This is a genomic window from Streptomyces sp. NBC_00376, from assembly GCF_036077095.1.
Lineage (GTDB): Bacteria > Actinomycetota > Actinomycetes > Streptomycetales > Streptomycetaceae > Streptomyces.
This window is the reverse complement of sequence record NZ_CP107960.1, coordinates 6,229,703-6,245,604: the sequence shown is the minus strand read 5'-3', so window position 1 is coordinate 6,245,604 and position 15,902 is coordinate 6,229,703. Positions and strand designations below refer to the sequence as shown.

Annotated in this window: 11 protein-coding genes; 3 read left to right on the top strand and 8 right to left on the bottom strand. The window is 71.0% G+C overall.

The annotated features are described in order from the left end of the window. Positions 1–389 precede the first annotated feature (389 nt). From OG842_RS28180 to OG842_RS28160, 5 genes are all read right to left on the bottom strand, one after another. On the bottom strand, positions 390–1,445 hold the full coding sequence (locus tag OG842_RS28180; protein ID WP_266736950.1) for a LacI family DNA-binding transcriptional regulator: 1,056 nt from the start codon (positions 1,443–1,445) through the stop codon (positions 390–392). Beyond that, entirely contained in the window at positions 1,430–3,106 is a 1,677-nt protein-coding gene (locus tag OG842_RS28175) for a glycoside hydrolase family 13 protein (protein WP_266736952.1), read from the bottom strand. Before OG842_RS28175 ends, OG842_RS28180 begins: the two co-directional genes overlap by 16 nt. A 102-nt stretch (positions 3,107–3,208) precedes the next feature. Next, a complete protein-coding gene (locus OG842_RS28170; RefSeq protein WP_266736954.1) occupies positions 3,209–4,081 on the bottom strand; it encodes a sugar ABC transporter permease in 873 nt (290 codons plus the stop codon). Next, positions 4,078–5,097 carry a carbohydrate ABC transporter permease gene (locus OG842_RS28165; RefSeq protein WP_266736955.1) on the bottom strand — a complete coding sequence of 340 codons (1,020 nt, stop codon included), beginning with the start codon at positions 5,095–5,097 and terminating at the stop codon, positions 4,078–4,080. The genes OG842_RS28170 and OG842_RS28165 overlap by 4 nt, the downstream gene beginning before the upstream one ends. Before the next feature lie 19 nt (positions 5,098–5,116). Further along, a complete protein-coding gene (locus OG842_RS28160; RefSeq protein WP_266736956.1) occupies positions 5,117–6,391 on the bottom strand; it encodes an extracellular solute-binding protein in 1,275 nt (424 codons plus the stop codon). 358 nt (positions 6,392–6,749) lie between these two features. Here OG842_RS28160 and OG842_RS28155 point away from each other — a divergent pair, with 358 nt between their 5' ends. Together OG842_RS28155 and OG842_RS28150 are read left to right on the top strand one after the other, a co-directional pair. Then, the gene (locus OG842_RS28155) at positions 6,750–7,787 is read left to right on the top strand and encodes a LacI family DNA-binding transcriptional regulator (protein WP_266736958.1); all 1,038 of its coding nucleotides are present in this window, start codon (positions 6,750–6,752) and stop codon (positions 7,785–7,787) included. A 197-nt stretch (positions 7,788–7,984) separates the two neighbouring features. Next, positions 7,985–8,884, top strand: coding sequence for a phosphatase PAP2 family protein (locus OG842_RS28150; RefSeq protein ID WP_401874333.1), 900 nt, complete (start codon positions 7,985–7,987; stop codon positions 8,882–8,884). Positions 8,885–8,918: 34 nt separating this feature from the next. Here OG842_RS28150 and OG842_RS28145 read toward each other — a convergent pair whose 3' ends face one another. Continuing rightward, the gene (locus OG842_RS28145; RefSeq protein WP_266736962.1) at positions 8,919–10,517 is read right to left on the bottom strand and encodes an amidohydrolase; all 1,599 of its coding nucleotides are present in this window, start codon (positions 10,515–10,517) and stop codon (positions 8,919–8,921) included. 11 nt (positions 10,518–10,528) lie between these two features. After that, positions 10,529–12,010, bottom strand: a complete 1,482-nt coding sequence (locus OG842_RS28140) for an APC family permease (RefSeq protein WP_266736964.1) — start codon at positions 12,008–12,010, stop codon at positions 10,529–10,531. A gap of 142 nt (positions 12,011–12,152) precedes the next feature. Between OG842_RS28140 and OG842_RS28135 the strand changes: the two genes are divergently transcribed. Then, positions 12,153–12,767 (top strand): TetR/AcrR family transcriptional regulator C-terminal domain-containing protein, encoded by a 615-nt coding sequence (locus OG842_RS28135; protein ID WP_266736966.1) that lies wholly within the window; start codon positions 12,153–12,155, stop codon positions 12,765–12,767. Between the two features lie 33 nt (positions 12,768–12,800). On the opposite strand, the gene OG842_RS28130 is transcribed toward OG842_RS28135, so the two are convergent. Then, positions 12,801–15,791, bottom strand: coding sequence for a bifunctional [glutamine synthetase] adenylyltransferase/[glutamine synthetase]-adenylyl-L-tyrosine phosphorylase (locus OG842_RS28130; protein WP_266736967.1), 2,991 nt, complete (start codon positions 15,789–15,791; stop codon positions 12,801–12,803). Between the last annotated feature and the right edge of the window lie 111 nt (positions 15,792–15,902).

The window sequence follows — 15,902 nt, the reverse complement described above, 5'->3', positions numbered from 1 at the left end:
GGAAATGCGGGTGACGGTGCAGCCTCACGTGGCAACGCGCCCTGCCCTCAAGGCTCCTGAAGGTTCTTGCTGCAAGAATGCAAACCTTGCCGCAGCGCAGACCGTACGAGCCCATCAGGTTCCGGTCAACCCTTTGGACATCACCCGCTCACATCCACGAAACCCAGCAGTTTTCTGCCTGCAAGGACTTACGCAAAACATTGCAGCACTGTTAGGTTTCTCCCGACTCCGGTCCGGTCGGCCGGGGGTTCCGGCGCCCCCGGACCCCACGCGCCCGGCCGGCTGGGCCGGTCACGGACAAGAGAGGCACCCGGAGTCGCTCACTCCCCGCAGGCCCATTCCGGGCCGACTCCCGGTGCCTCTCCTGTACGCCCGGCCCCTGGGACCTCTCAGTCGCCCCGGAGCGCCGCGGTGGATCCTCGTACCACCAGCTCCGGCTGGAACACGTACTCCGTGCGCTGCACCGGGCTGCCGCCGATCTCCTCCAGCAGGGCGCCCACCGCCGCCGCGGCCATCGCCTGGACCGGCTGGCGCACCGTCGTCAGCGGCGGATCGGTGAACGCGATCAGCTGCGAGTCGTCGAAACCCACCACCGACACGTCGCGCGGCACACGGAGCCCGCGCTCGCGGGCCGCACGCACCACGCCCAGCGCCATCAGGTCGCTGCCGCAGACGATGCCCGTGCACCCCTGGTCGAGCAGCGCACCCGCCGCGACCTGGCCGCCCTCGACGCTGAACAGCGTGGGGCAGACGAGGAGTTCGGCCTCGGCGCGGTCCATTCCCAGCAGATTCACGGCGGCCTCGACGAACCCCTCGCGCTTGCGGCGGGCCGGCACATAGCGCTGCGGCCCGATCGCCAGGCCGACCCTGCCGTGGCCGAGGTCGGCGAGGTGCCCGACGGCCATCCGCACGGCGGCGGCGTCGTCGGGCGAGACGAACGGCGCGCTGATCCGCTCGTTGTAGCCGTTGATCAGGACGAACGGCACGCCGCGCTCGGTGAGCGCGGCGTACCTGGCCGGGTCGGCCGACATGTCGGCGTGCAGCCCGGAGATGAAGACGATCCCGCCGACGCCGCGCTCCACGAGCTGCTCGACGAGTTCGTCCTCGGTGGCACCGCCGGGCATCTGGGTGCAGAGCACCGGGGTGTAGCCGTGACCTGCCAGCACCTGCTCGACGGACTGCGCGAACGCCGGGAAGATCGGGTTGGTGAGTTCGGGCGTCACCAGTCCGATCAGCCCGGCGCTGCGCTGCCGCAGCCGTACGGGACGTTCGTAGCCCAGGATGTCCAGCGCCGCGAGCACCCGCTGACGGGTGGTCTCCGAGACGCCCGGTTTCCCGTTGAGCACCCGGCTGACGGTCGCCTCGCTGACCGCTGCCTGGCCGGCGATGTCCGAGAGCCTCGGCGCACCGGACCTGGGCAGAGGAACCGTCACACCGTCCACCACACCGTGGTGTCCGCGGGCAGCTCGATCCCGGCGCCGTCGGTGACGACCGGGGCGCTGGACAGCAGGACGGTGCCGCGTACGGGGATGCGTACCGGGCGGCCCGTCGTGTTGACGGTGCAGACGAAGCCGGGGCGGGCGAAGATCAGCAGCCCCTCGGGGGCCTGGAGCCACTCCACCGAGGTTCCGGCGCCGAGCCCCGGGTGGGCCCGGCGGGCGGCGATCGCGGCCCGGTACAGCTCCAGGGTGGAGCCCGCCACGCCGGTCTGCGCCTCCACCGAGAGTTCGCCCCAGCCCGCGGGCTGCGGCAGCCAGCTGCCGCCGTCGCCGAAGCCGTACGAGCTGCCCTCGCGGGTCCACGGGATCGGCACCCGGCAGCCGTCGCGGAAGCCGTCCTGGCCCTCGGCGCGGAAGAACGACGGGTCCTGGCGGACCTCGTCGGGCAGGTCGGTGACGTCGGGCAGGCCGAGCTCCTCGCCCTGGTAGACGTAGGCGGAGCCGGGCAGCGCCAGCATCAACAGGGTGGCGGCGCGGGCCCGACGCAGGCCCAGCTCGCGGTCGCCGGGGGTGCGGATCTGGGTGCCGAGGCCGGGCGGGTTGGCGAACCGGGTGGCGTGCCGGGTCACGTCGTGGTTGGAGAGCACCCAGGTGGTGGGGGCGCCGACCGGGCGCATCGCGTCGAGCGAGGTGTCGATGACCTTGCGGAGCTCTGCGGCGTCCCAGGAGGTGGAGAGGTACTGGAAGTTGAACGCCTGGTGCATCTCGTCGGAGCGCACGTAGTTGGCGGTGCGCTCGACGGTGGGGGTCCAGGCCTCGGCGACGGCGATGCGGTCGCCGGGGTACTCGTCGAGGATGGTGCGCCAGGAGCGGTAGATCTCGTGCACCCCGTCCTGGTCGAAGAACGGCATGACGTCGTTGCCGAGCAGCTTGAGCTGGTCGTGGCTGCCGAGATCGGGCAGGCCCTCGGCCTTGACGAGACCGTGGGCGACGTCGACCCGGAAGCCGTCGACGCCCATGTCGAGCCAGTAGCGCAGGATGGAGCGGAACTCGTCGGCGACGGCCGGGTGTTCCCAGTTGAAGTCGGGCTGCTCGGGCGCGAAGAGGTGGAGGTACCAGTCGCCCGGGGTGCCGTCCGGGTCGGTGGTGCGGGTCCAGGCGGGGCCGCCGAAGACGGACTCCCAGTCGTTGGGCGGCAGTTCACCGGCCGCGCCCTTGCCGGGGCGGAAGTGGTAGCGCTCGCGCAGGGCGGAGCCGGGGCCCTCGGCGAGGGCGCGCCGGAACCACTCGTGCCGGTCCGAGGAGTGGTTGGGCACCAGGTCCACGATGATCCGCAGGCCCAGGTCGTGGGCGTCGCGGATCAGCCCGTCGGCGTCCAGCAGGGTGCCGAACATCGGGTCGATGGCCCGGTAGTCGGCGACGTCGTAGCCCGCGTCCGCCTGCGGGGAGGCGTAGAAGGGGCTGAGCCAGACCGCGTCGACGCCGAGGCTCTTGAGGTACGGGAGTCTGCCGCGTACGCCTGCGAGATCGCCCATGCCGTCGCCGTTGCCGTCGGCGAAGCTCCGCGGATAGACCTGGTAGATCACCGCGTCCTGCCACCAGCCGGTCTGGTGGGCCGCAGCGGCGCCGGACGTGCCGGTGGAGGGGGCAGCGAGGTGCTGGGTCATGTCGTCCCTGGGGTGTCTGGGTGGGGAGCGGCGCCGGGGCCGGGTCGGGATGCCGGCGGCCGCCGTGACTGGTGCGTGCGGGTCGTGCTGCCGTCGTGGGCCTCAGCCCTTGACGGCTCCGGCGGACATGCCGGTCACGAGGTGCTTCTGCGCGAACAGGAAGACCAGGGCCGCGGGTATCGCGATGAGCACGGACGCGGCGGTCATCGGCCCCCACTGGGCTCCGTACTGGTTGACGAAGAGCTGGAGTCCGCCCGCGAGGGTGAGGTTGTCCTCGCCGACCATGAAGGCGGAGGCGTACGCCACCTCGCCCCAGGCGGTGATGAAGGAGTAGAACGCGGTGACGGCGAGGCCGGGCTTGGCGAGCGGCAGGATCAGCCGCCAGAACGTGCCGAACGGGGTGAGGCCGTCGACCTGCCCCGACTCGTCGATCTCGCGCGGGATGGTGTCGAAGAAGCCCTTCATCATCCAGGCGCAGAACGGCACCGAGATGGTGAGGTAGGTGATGACGAGACCGGCGGGCTGATTCAGCAGCCCCATGCCCGCCATGATGTTGTAGATCGGCACGATGAGGACGGCGACCGGGAACATCTGGGTGATCAGCAGCGTCCACATCAGTCCGCGCTTGCCGGGGAAGCGGAAGCGGCTGACGGCGTAGCCGGTGGAGGCGGAGACGATGACGCCGAGGAGCGTGGTGAGTCCCGCGATCAGCAGGGAGTTGCCGAACCAGGTGAGGAACTTCGTGTTCTGGATCAGGTTCGTGTAGTTCTCGAACGTCGTCTCTTTGAAGAAGTCCGTGGTGGTCGCGTACGCGGCGGGCTTCAGCGAGGTGAGCAGGACCCACAGCACGGGGAAGACGGCGATCACGGACGCGACGATGAGCGTCAGGTGCAGCCCGGCGGAGGCCAGCGGCGAACGCTCCCCGCGCAGCCGGACCTTGGGCGGCGCGGTGGGGGTGGGTGCGGTGGTGGTCACCAGTCGTCTCCCTGGGTGCGCAGGACTCGCCGGTAGACGGCGGCGAAGATCAGCAGGAGTACGAGGATCAGTACGCCCCAGGTGGAGGACTGCGCGAAGTCGCGCGGGCTGATCTCGAAGGAGAACTTGTACGCCTGGGTGACCAGGATCTGGGTGGCCTCGCCGGGTCCGCCGCGGGTCAGCAGGAAGATCACCGGGAACATGTTGAAGGTCCAGATGGTGGAGAGCAGGATCACCGTGGTGGAGACCGGCCGCAGTCCCGGAAGCGTGATGTGGCGGAACCGCTGCCAGGCGGTGGCGCCGTCCATCTCGGCGGCCTCGTAGTGCTCGCTGGGGATCGACTGCAGTCCGCCGAGCAGGGCGACCATCATGAACGGCACGCCGAGCCAGACGTTGACGGCGATGACGGAGAACTTCGCCCAGGTCGGGTCGTTCAGCCACGGGACGGCGTCGATCCCGCCGCCGGAGAGGATCTTGTTGAGCAGCCCGCGGTCCTCGTTGTAGAGGAAGCGCCAGGCGAAGACGGAGACGAAGCCGGGGATGGCCCAGGGCAGGATGAGCGCCATCCGGTAGGCGGAGCGCCCGGCGATCCTTCGGTTGAGGATGTTGGCGAGGGCCATGCCGAGGCAGAAGGTGATGGCCACGCAGGAGACCGTCCACACCAGGGTCCAGCCGAGCGTGCCGAGGAACTGGTCGCCGGTGAGGGCGTCGGTGTAGTTGTCCAGGCCCACGAACTCGTACGTGGCGGGCATGTGGTTGACACCGATGGACCGTTCGACGTTGCGCTCGTTGGCGTCGGTCATCGACAGGTAGATGCCGCGGACCAGCGGATAACCGATGATCACGCCGATCACGACGACGACCGGGGCGACCATGGTCCAGGCGTACCAGTGGGTCGACAGGGCCCGCCGGAGCCTGCCCGGCGGCGGGGGGTTGCCAGTACCGCGGCTCCGGCCGCGGGCGACGACGTCGTCGCCCGCGGCCTTCGCCACCGACTGGCCGGTGTGGACAGCCATCAGCCGGCCTGCCTTCCTGTTACTTCCAGCCCTTGAGGAGCTTGCGGTAGGAGTCGCCGGTCGTCTTCGTGGCCTTCTCCGGCGTGGTCTGGCCGGTGAGGACCTTGGTGTACTCGGTGACGAGCGGGGCGAAGAGGCTGCCGGTCTCGGGGATCCAGGGGCGCTCGACGGCGGTCTCGACGACGGGCTTGAAGAAGCCGACGATCTCGTTGTCGACGACGTCCTCGCGGGCGTAGGCGGAGGTGCGGGTCGGCAGGAGGCTCAGCTCCTTGGTGACCTTGGCCTGGGTCTCGGCCGACGTCATGTAGTCGACGAAGGCGTAGGAGGCGTCGAGGTTCTTGGAGCCCGCGTAGACGGCCAGGTTGTGGCCGCCCTGCGGGGCGCCCTGCGCGGCGGAGCCGGCCGGGACCGGGGCGATGCCCAGGTTGGCCTTGTCCTTGAACTCCTTGCCGGCGTAGGTGTCGGCGACGGCCCACGGGCCGTTGATCATCATGGCGACCTTGCCGTCCTTGAAGGACGCCTGCATGTTCTCCCAGCCGTCCGTGGCATCGGTCTTGGCGGCCCCGGAGTCGACGAGGTCCTTGACGACCTTCATCGCCTTGACGCCCGCGGGGTTGTCGATGGTGACGGACTTGGTGGAGGCGTCGACCATGTCGCCGCCCTCGCCGTACAGGAAGGAGAGGAACCAGTACGCGTCGTCGCCGCGCAGGTACATGCCGGTCTTGCCGGTCTTGTCCTTGATCTTCTTGGAGACGGTCTTCAGCTCGTCGACGGTCTTGGGGACCTCGACGCCGGCCTCCTTGAAGATCTTCTTGTTGTAGAAGATGCCCATGGAGTCGATGACCTGCGGCACCGCGTACGTCTTGTCTTTGTACTTGGTGGACGCGGCGGCCTGCTTGAGGAAGTCGCCCGGGTTCTTCAGCGCGGCGGTGCCGTCGAGCGGCGCCAGGTAGCCGAGGTCGGCGAACTCGGGGGTCCAGGCGACCTCGGAGCGGATGACGTCGGGGGCGTCGGAGCCGGACTGCGCGGCGTTCTTGAACTTGTTCTGCGCGTCGCCGAAGGGGACGTTGACGTACTTGACCTTGACCTTCGGGTGCTTCTTGGTGAAGTCCTCGGCGATCTTCTTGAAGACCTTGTCCTCGCTGCCCGCGGTGGAGGTGTCCCACCACGTCACGGTGCCGGCGAGTTCGCCCGAGCTCTTGCTCGTGCCCTCGGACTCGTTGTCGCTGCCGCAGGCGGTCGCCGCGAGCGCCAGGGCCGCGACCAGGGCGGTGGCCGTTATGCCACGTCGCATCTGAACTCCTTCAACTGCCGTACCGCTCCGTCGCGGCGCCGGGTCGACGAGAACGTAACAAGGATGAAAGAACGCCGAAAGAGTTTGCGGAAGATTTCTGCAAGCGCCGACGATCGTTACATTCGCGTGTCCTCACGGTTGCCGTCAAGACCCTTGACGCCCCGCATCACGCCCTGGCAGTCGCAGTCCACAGCCCCCGGGCCGTGCGGTGCGACGATCCGACCGGAGCCCGCAAGCCCGGCCCGCAAGTCCTTGCAAGGCGTTGCCGGGAAACCACCGCGAACCGGCGCACGGGGGCGCTCGTCCGATTCATGCCCATGGTGGGCAATCCGACATACGCCCGGTACAGTCCACTTCCATGACCGCACGGCTTGCCGATATCGCAACTCAGGCGGGGGTCAGCGAAGCGACGGTCAGCCGTGTACTGAACGGCAAGCCCGGTGTTGCAGCGGCCACCCGTGAATCCGTTCTCGCCGCGCTCGACGTCCTCGGCTACGAACGGCCCGTACGGCTGCGCAGGCGCAGCGCGGGGCTGGTCGGGCTGATCACGCCCGAGCTGGAGAACCCCATCTTCCCCGCCCTGGCCCAGGTCATCGGCCAGGCGCTGACGCGGCAGGGCTACACGCCGGTGCTGGCCACCCAGACCCCCGGCGGCTCCACCGAGGACGAGTTGACCGAGATGCTGGTCGACCGCGGTGTCTCGGGCATCATCTTCGTCTCCGGTCTGCACGCGGACACCTCGGCCGATATGCAGCGCTACGAGCAACTGCGCGCCAAGGGTGTCCCGTTCGTCCTGGTCAATGGCTTCTCGCCCAAGGTCCAGGCGCCGTTCATCTCACCGGACGACCGGGCCGCTATGCGGCTCGCGGTGACGCATCTGGTGTCGCTGGGCCATCAGCGGATCGGTCTGGCGGTCGGCCCGAAGCGGTTCGTGCCGGTCCTGCGCAAGATCGAGGGCTTCCACGCCACGATGCAGGACCAGTTGGGCCTCGCGCCGGACGCGGTGGAGGAACTGATCCAGCATTCGCTGTTCACTCTTGAGGGTGGACAGGCCGCTGCGTCGGCTCTGATGGAACGGGGCTGCACGGCGGTGGTGTGCGCGAGCGACATGATGGCGCTCGGCGCGATCCGGGCCGCCCGGCGGCTGTCGCTGCAGGTGCCGCGCGATCTGTCGGTGGTCGGTTACGACGACTCGCCGCTCATAGCGTTCACCGATCCGCCGCTGACGACGATCCGTCAGCCGGTGACGGCGATGGGCCAGGCCGCGGTACGCACGCTCCTGGAGGAGATCGGCGGCACGCCCGCCCCGCACAGCGAGTTCGTCTTCATGCCCGAACTGGTCGTTCGCGGTTCAACGGCAGCCGGCCCCGGGCCCGCTCCGACCACCACCGCCTGACCGCCCCAGGATCCCACGACCGCTCCTGACGCGCATTCCGCCGCGCGCTCACGCATTCCACCACGCACTGATGCGCAGCCCGGACCCGGCCGGAGGTTGATCGGGCGGAAGGGCAATTTCTGGCAGACTCTGTGCCTATGGGTGAATTGAGCGTGACATCGAAGGAAGGCCGGTCGAAGGCCACCCCGTCACCCATCGTGGACGAGGCGGCCCCTGCGGCGAACCCGAAGCGGAACACCGGACGGCGTGCCGGCGGCCCGGCGGGACTGCGTTCCCTGCGCTCCCCCCGACGCCCACGCATCTGGTTCGAAATCCTGCTCGTCGCGGCCAGTTATTGGGTGTACTCCCTGGTGCGCAACGCCGTCCCGGAACAGCGGGCCGAGGCGCTGCGCAACGCCGACCGGATCTGGTCGGCCGAGAACCACCTGGGCATCTCCGTGGAGCAGGCGGTCAACCACGCGGTGAATTCCGTGACATGGCTGATCGTCTCGATGAACTACTACTACGCGACACTGCACTTCGTCGTCACCGTCTGTGTGCTGGTGTGGCTGTTCCGCTGCCACCCCGGCCGTTACGCGGCGGCCCGGCTGGCCCTGTTCGCGACCACGGGTGTGGCGCTGCTCGGCTACTACCTGTATCCGTTGGCACCGCCCCGTCTGATGAACGGCGGCCACTTCATCGACACCGTGCTCGTCCATCACACCTGGGGTTCGATGGCCTCGGGCAACTTCAAGAACATGTCGAACCAGTACGCGGCGATGCCGTCGATGCACATCGGCTGGTCGCTCTGGTGCGGTCTGACCGTCTTCGCGCTGACTTCCGCGCCCTGGGCACGGATCCTGGCCCTGCTCTACCCGACGCTCACCCTGGTCGTCATCGTGGCGACCGCCAATCACTTCTGGCTGGACGCGCTGGGCGGCATGGTGTGCCTCGCCTTCGGCTGCGCCGTCTCGTACGCCTGGTACGGCTCGTTGCCGCACCATCTGCCCAGGCGGGTGGCACCACCGTGCCAGAAGGCCCGGCTGGCGGGCCTCTCCGCGGCGGCGCCGCCGCGGACCGGGCGCCCGACGGCGGACGCGGCGGCGGGCCGCCGCTGAGGCCGCACCCTCCCGGCGCCGGGGCCGCGCCGCCTCAGCCCCGGTGCGCCACTCGTCCCCCGCACACCGTGAGCCGCACCGGCGCCTCGCCCAGCTCGTCCGCCGGTGCCGCCACCGGATCCACCCCGAACGCGGTCAGATCGGCCCGGTAGCCCACCGCGATCCGGCCCGCGACCTGCTGCTCCCCGGCGGCGACCGCCGCGTGCGAGGTGCAGCCCTCCAGCGCCATCAGCCCGGTCAGCGCCTGCTCGGCGGTGACCGGCTCGGTGTCGTACGCCCCGGGCAGCCGCCGCAGCCGGGCCGTGGCCAGCACCTGCCGTACGTCGTAGTGGGCGATCGGCCAGTCGGAGCCCAGCGCCAGATACGCCCCGGCGTCCCGCAGGTCCCGGCAGCGCCAGGCCCGTCCGGCCCGCTCGTCGCCGAGCCGCTTCGACCACTCGTCGCTGTGGTCGGCCCGGGTGTACGCGGTGTGCGTGGGCTGCATCGAGGCGATCACCCCGAGCTCGGCGAACCGGGCGGCGAGGTCGCCGGGCACGGTCTCGATGTGCTCGATGCGGTGGCGGAGCCGGCCGCCCTCCCCCAGCGCCTGGACCGTGTCCAGCACATGCCGCACGGCGGCGTCCCCGATGGCGTGGGTGGCGGTGCGCACCCCGGCGTGGTGCAGTTGGTGGACGGCGGCGGTGTACGCCTCGGGGTCCGGCCAGAACGCCTCGGTGCCCTCCCCGTGGCAGTCGGCGTGCTCCAGCCACGCGGTGCCGCCCTCGACGGTGCCGTCCATGAAGAACTTGACGCCGCCGACGCGCCAGAGCCGGCCCGCCTCGCCCTGTACGCGCACCAGCTCGTCCAAGGCCTCCTTGTCCGCGCCCGGCATGCACCAGGGGGCCAGCCGCAGCCGTACCGGCAGGTCCGTCTCCTCCTCCACGGCGGCCAGCAGCTCGGGCACGGAGCCGTCGGCGAGGTCCATCACATGGGCCCCGGTGAGACCGGTGGCGGCCATCGCGGAGAGCAGCTCCACGAGGCGGGTGCGGCGCTCGGCGTACGAGGGCCTGGGCAGCCGTTCCCCGACCAGGTCCATCGCGGCGTGCTCGATCAGATGCCCGGTGGGGCGGCCGTCGGGATCGCAGACGACGGTGGAGCGCTGGACGAAGGTGCGTGGGCCGGTGATCCCGGCGCGTTCCAGGGCCGCGCCGCTGGCCAGGGCGGAGTGTCCGTCGTAGAGCCGGATGAAGGCGGGGGCGCCGCCGATGGCGCCCTCGATCAGGGCCCGGTCGACGGGCCGGCCGCCGAAGGCGTTGTGGTCCAGGCCCCAGGCGACGATCCAGCCCTCGGTCCGTTCGGCCGCGGCCAGTGCGGCGCGCAGCTGGTCGAGGTCGCGGACGGCGGTGAGGTCGGTGCCGGTGGCCATCTCCAGCCCCCAGACGGGGTGGCTGTGCGCGTCGACCAGGCCGGGCGTGAGGGTGGCCCCGGACAGGTCGATGTGCTCGGTGCCGTTGCCACGCCACTCGCGCAGCCCGGCCTCGTCGCCGACGGCGGTGATCACCCCGTCCTTGACCGCCACGGCGGTGGCCTCCGGCCTGGCCGGGTCGAGGGTGCGGACACGGGCTCCGGTGAGGAGGAGGTCGGCTGCGGGCACGGTGGGGCTCCTTAGACGGTGGTGGCGGCGGTGGCAGTGACGGGGGCGGCCTCGGCCGCGGGCTCCTGCGACGGTGGCGATGACGGCTCGGCCGCGAAACGGGCGTACACCTCGGGCCTGTCGCGCTTCAGCCGGTACGCGAGTGCCAGTCCGATCAGGAAGACCGCGGGCACCAGCGAGACGAGCACGATGTTCACCCCGGTCGAGGCGCCGGAGAACAGGTCGACATGGTCGGTGACCAGGAAGATCGCGGCTGCCAGCAGTACGGAGGCGACGACCGGCGCGACGACGGTGCGGAACCTTCCCTCGTCGTGCGCGAACCGGCGGAAGAAGAGCGGTACGGCGATCGCGGCGAGCAGCTGGAGCAGCATCAGGCCGAGCATTCCCGGAGTGTTGACCCAGAGCAGCAGTTGCGCGTACGGGTCGGCGCCGGCCGCCGCGAAGCCGATGACGATCACGGCTCCGAGGGCGATCTGGGCGAGCCCGGCCACGTAGGGGGAACGGTGGCGGTGGTGGATGCGGCCCAGGGCCGCGGGCAGCACCCCTTCCTCGGAGAGCGCGAGTCCGTACCGGTTGATGGCGTTGTGGAAGGCGAGCAGCGAGGCGAGGACGCTGGTGACGATCAGGATGTGCATCAGGTCCGCGGCCCAGGAGCCGACGTAGTGGGTGATGGCGGAGAAGAAGAGTCCGCCCGGGTCGGTGGTGGCTGCCTGGACGACGTCCGCGTCGCCGAACGCCTGGATGACGGTCCAGACGATGAACGAGTAGAAGAGCCCGAGGAACGCGACGGCGATATAGGTGGCGCGGGGGACGGTGCGGTCCGGGTTCCGTGCCTCACGCCGGTAGATGACCGTGGACTCGAAGCCGGTGAAGGCGGCGAACGCGCAGGCCAGCACGGCCGCCGTGCCGGGTACGAGGACGTTGCCCGGGGTGAAGGAGGCGAACGAGATCCCGTCGGCCCCACCGTCCAGGAGCACTCCGCCGGCGAGCAGTACGAGGATGCCGGTCTCGGCGACGAGCAGCACCCCGAGGACCTTGGCGCCGAAGTCGATGGAGCGGAAGCCGCCGTACCAGATGAGCAGCAGCCCGGCGAGGGAGACCGGCAGCCAGGGGATGTCGATGCCCCACAGGGCCTTGGCGGTGTCGGCGGTGGTGGAGCCGAGCAGCCCGTAGACGCCGATCTCCATGCCGTTGTAGCCGAGCATCGCGATCAGGGCGGAGGCGATGCCGACGGGGCGGCCGAGGCCCCGGGTGATGTAGGCGTAGAACGCGCCGCCGCTGCGGACGTGGCGGCTCATGGTGGTGAACCCGATGGCGAATATCGCGAGGGTCACCCCGGCCAGCAGATAGCCGACCGGGGCGCCGATGCCGCCGAGCATGATGGCTATGGGGGCGACTCCGGCCATCACCGTGAGCGGGGCGGCCGCCGAGATGACGAAGAAGGCGATGTCGGCGGTACCGAGGGTGCCTTTTCTGAGGGTTGGCGCATCCATGCGAAAGGGGAGCCCTTCTGCGACTGGCGGGGAGCAGGGACCGGCGACCGAAAATCTAAAGGCTTTCGGTTTCGCGCAATGTAGCCTCACCCACGGGCATCCGGGAAGACCTTCCGGTGGACACACGTCAGGAGAACCAGGCATGGGACGGCCGCGCACACCGCTGCTGGACCGGGAGCGCATAACCAGCACGGCGCTCGAACTCATCGACGAGCAGGGCGAGTTCAGCGTCCCTCAGATAGCCCGACGGCTCGGGGTGCAGACCGGGTCGCTCTACCACCATGTGGACGGAAGGGGCGGCGTCGTCGAGCTCGTCCGGGAACGGGTGTGCGCCGCGATCGACTCCGCGGCCTTCGACGTGGAGCCCTGGGACGCGGCCATGACGGCATGGGCCCGCTCCTACCGTGCCGCGTTCGCCGCCCACCCGCGGGCGATTCCGCTGCTGACGACGTCACCGGTGCGCGCCCCGAAGGTCCTGGACCACTACGAGCGGGCGGTCCGGCTGCTGCTGGGCGTCGGCTTCGCGATGGCCGAGGTGATGACGGTGATCACCGCGCTGGAGAACCTGGTGCTGGGTTCGGCGCTGGACCTGGCGGCCCCGGAGACGATGTGGGAGCTCCCGGACGACACCACGACACCCCGCCTCGCCGAGGCGCTGGCCGCGGTGGGCACGGGGCGGGCCGACGCGGCGTTCGAACTGGCGCTGGGCGCGTTCATCGGGCACGCCCGCGCGCTGCTGGACGCGAAGGAGGCGTGACGGGGGCGGCCGGCGGACCGTCTCGCGCCCGTATCACGCCCCGTAGAACCGCTCCTCCATCACCGCCCGCGCCCGCCGGGTGATCCGCCGGTAGTCGTCCAGCATGTCCCCGACGTGCCCCGGCTCGTACCCCAGGTACCGCCCGACCGCGAGGAGTTCACGCGGTCCCGACGGGAAGGTGTCGCCCGGCCGGCCGCGTACCAGCATCACCGCGTTGCGCACCCGGGTCGCCAGCACCCACGCCTCGTCCAGTGTCGCCGCGTCCTCGCCGGAGATCAGCTCCGCCGCGCAGGCCGCGGCCAGTGCCTCGCGGGTGCGGGTGGTGCGCAGCCCCGGTTCCGCCCAGCCGTGCTGCATCTGCATCAGCTGGACGGTCCACTCGACATCGCTCAGCCCGCCGCGCCCCAGCTTGGTGTGGAGCGTCGGGTCCGCGCCGCGCGGCAGCCGCTCGGACTCCATCCGGGCCTTCAGCCGCCGGATCTCACGGACCGCGTCCTCCCCCAGGCCTTCCATGGGATAGCGCAGCGGGTCGATCAGGTCGATGAAGTCGCGGCCCAGTTCCGCGTCGCCCGCGACCGGTTCGGCGCGCAGCAGCGCCTGGCTCTCCCAGACCAGGGACCAGCGCCGGTAGTAGGCCTCGTACGACGCCAGCGAACGTACCAGGGGTCCGCTCTTGCCCTCCGGACGCAGGTCCGCGTCGATGATCAACGGCGGGTCGGCCGTGGGCAGTTGGAGCAGCCGGCGCATCTCGGCGACCACCGCGTTCGCGGCCCGGCCGGCCTCCTGCTCGTCGACGCCCTCGCGCGGCGAGTGGACGAACAGCACATCGGCGTCGGAGCCGTAGCCGAGCTCGTGGCCGCCGAACCGGCCCATGCCGATGACCGCGAACCGGGTGGGCAGGGTGTCCCCCCACTGTTCGCGCACGGCGGCGCGCAGGGCGCCCGCGATCGCGACGGCGTTCAGATCGGTGACCGCGTTGCCGACCCGGTCGACCAGCGCCCCCGGGTCCTCCTCGGCGGGCCTGTCCTCCGTGCCGTACGAGCCGATGAGGTCCGAGGCCGTGGTCCGGAACAGCTCGCGCCGCCGCACCCCGCGCACCACCGCGACCGCGGTCTCGGCGTCGTCCGCGCGTCCCACCGCGGCCAGCACCTCCTGCTCCAGGTTCTCCCGGGTGCGCGGCCGCAGCCCCTGCGGGTCGCCGAGCAGCGCCACCGCCTCCGGGGCCCGCAGCAGCAGGTCGGGGGCGAGCCGGCCGGCCGACAGGACCCGGGCGAGGTTCTCCGCCGCCGCGCCCTCGTCCCGCAGCAGCCGCAGGTACCAGGGGGTCTTGCCGAGGGCGTCGGACACCTTGCGGAAGCCGAGCAGCCCGGCGTCCGGATCGGCGGAGTCCGCGAACCAGCCGAGCAGCACCGGCAGCAGGGTGCGCTGGATGGCGGCCTTGCGGGACACCCCGGACGACAGCGCCTCCAGGTGCCGGAGCGCGGCGGCCGGATCCGCGTAGCCGAGCGCTTCGAGCCGGTGCGCGGCCGCCTTCGCGCTGAGCCGGGACTCGCCGGGCGCGAGCTGGGCGACGGCGTCGAGCAGCGGCCGGTAGAACAGCTTCTCGTGCAGCCGCCGCACCACGGAGGCGTGGCGCTTCCACGCCTGGTTGAGTTCGGTGATCGGGTCCGTGCGCATCCCGAGGGAGCGGCCGATCCGCCGCAGGTCCGGCGCGTCCTCCGGGACGAGGTGGGTGCGGCGCAGCCGGTAGAGCTGGATGCGGTGTTCCATGGCGCGCAGGAAGCGGTAGGCGTCGTCCAGTTGCGCGGCGTCCACCCGCCCCACGTAGCCGCCCTCGGCGAGGGCGCGCAGGGCCTCCAGCGTGGTGCCGCTGCGCAGGGTGGCGTCACTGCGGCCGTGCACCAACTGGAGGAGCTGTACGGCGAATTCGACGTCCCGCAGGCCGCCGGGGCCGAGCTTGATCTCGCGGTCGACGCGGTCGGCGGGGATGTTGTCGACGACGCGGCGGCGCATCTTCTGCACGTCGGGGACGAAGTTCTCGCGGTCCGCGGCCTGCCACACGAGCGGCGAGACGGCATCGACGTACTCCGCGCCGAGCTCGGGGTCGCCGGCCACCGGACGGGCCTTGAGCAGCGCCTGGAACTCCCAGGTCTTGGCCCAGCGCTGGTAGTACGCCAGGTGCGAGGAGAGGGTCCGCACCAGGGGGCCGTTGCGGCCCTCGGGGCGGAGGTTGGCGTCGACGGGCCAGATGGTGCCCTCGACGGTCGTGTCGGAGCAGATCCGCATCATGTGCGCGGCCAGCCTGGTGGCGGCCTGCACGGCCTCGCTCTCCTCGTAGCCGTCGACCGGTTCCGCGACGAAGATGACGTCGACGTCGGAGACGTAGTTCAGCTCGTGCCCGCCGCACTTGCCCATCGCGATGACGGCGAGCCGGCAGCGGGCGGCGTCGGCGGGCGCCGCCGTACGGGCGATGGCGAGCGCCGCCCGCAGGGTCGCGGTGGCCAGGTCGGCCAGCTCGGCGGCGGCCTCGGCGACGTCCGTCGTACCGCACACGTCACGGGCCGCTATCGACAGCAGGCACCGGCGGTAGGAGACGCGCAGCGAGTCCGGGTCGTCGGCCCCGGCGAGCCCCTGCTCGAACTCGGCCACGCCGGGGTGGAGATCGGTGGCCTCGTAGGTGACCAGGGCCTGCCAGTCGCGGGGGTGACGGGCGAGATGGTCGCCGAGCGCCTCGGAGGCGCCGAGCACCCCGAGCAGCCGGTCCCGCAGCGGTTTGGCGGTGATGAGCGTGTCCAGCAGGACCCGCCGCTCGTCCGCCTCCTCGGCCTCCACCAGCCGGACGAGCCCGTTCAGTGCCAGATCCGGGTCGGCGGTGGCGCCGAGCGCTTCGAGCAGCACCGGGTCGGAGCGTACGGACGACAGATCGGGCAGGTCGAGCAGCCGCTCGGCGGCGGAGGGGTCGGTGAAGCCGTGCCGCAGCAGTCGGGTGAACGTGCTGCTCCTTCGCCCCGGCACCGTCGTCATTCGTGCTCTCCCGCTCGCCGCCCACACACCATTCAGCGTTCCGAGCCTAGCCTTGCTCCGGGTGCTCCGGCGCGGGTGTGCGGTCCGCATTTCGCGGGCACGATCTTTTCC

Coding starts and splice junctions, on each gene's coding strand:
- OG842_RS28175 (WP_266736952.1), bottom strand. CDS start 3,106: ATGACCCAGCACCTCGCTGCCCCCTCCACCGGCACGTCCGGCGCCGCT.
- OG842_RS28165 (WP_266736955.1), bottom strand. CDS start 5,097: ATGGCTGTCCACACCGGCCAGTCGGTGGCGAAGGCCGCGGGCGACGAC.
- OG842_RS28160 (WP_266736956.1), bottom strand. CDS start 6,391: ATGCGACGTGGCATAACGGCCACCGCCCTGGTCGCGGCCCTGGCGCTC.
- OG842_RS28155 (WP_266736958.1), top strand. CDS start 6,750: ATGACCGCACGGCTTGCCGATATCGCAACTCAGGCGGGGGTCAGCGAA.
- OG842_RS28140 (WP_266736964.1), bottom strand. CDS start 12,010: ATGGATGCGCCAACCCTCAGAAAAGGCACCCTCGGTACCGCCGACATC.
- OG842_RS28135 (WP_266736966.1), top strand. CDS start 12,153: ATGGGACGGCCGCGCACACCGCTGCTGGACCGGGAGCGCATAACCAGC.
- OG842_RS28130 (WP_266736967.1), bottom strand. CDS start 15,791: ATGACGACGGTGCCGGGGCGAAGGAGCAGCACGTTCACCCGACTGCTG.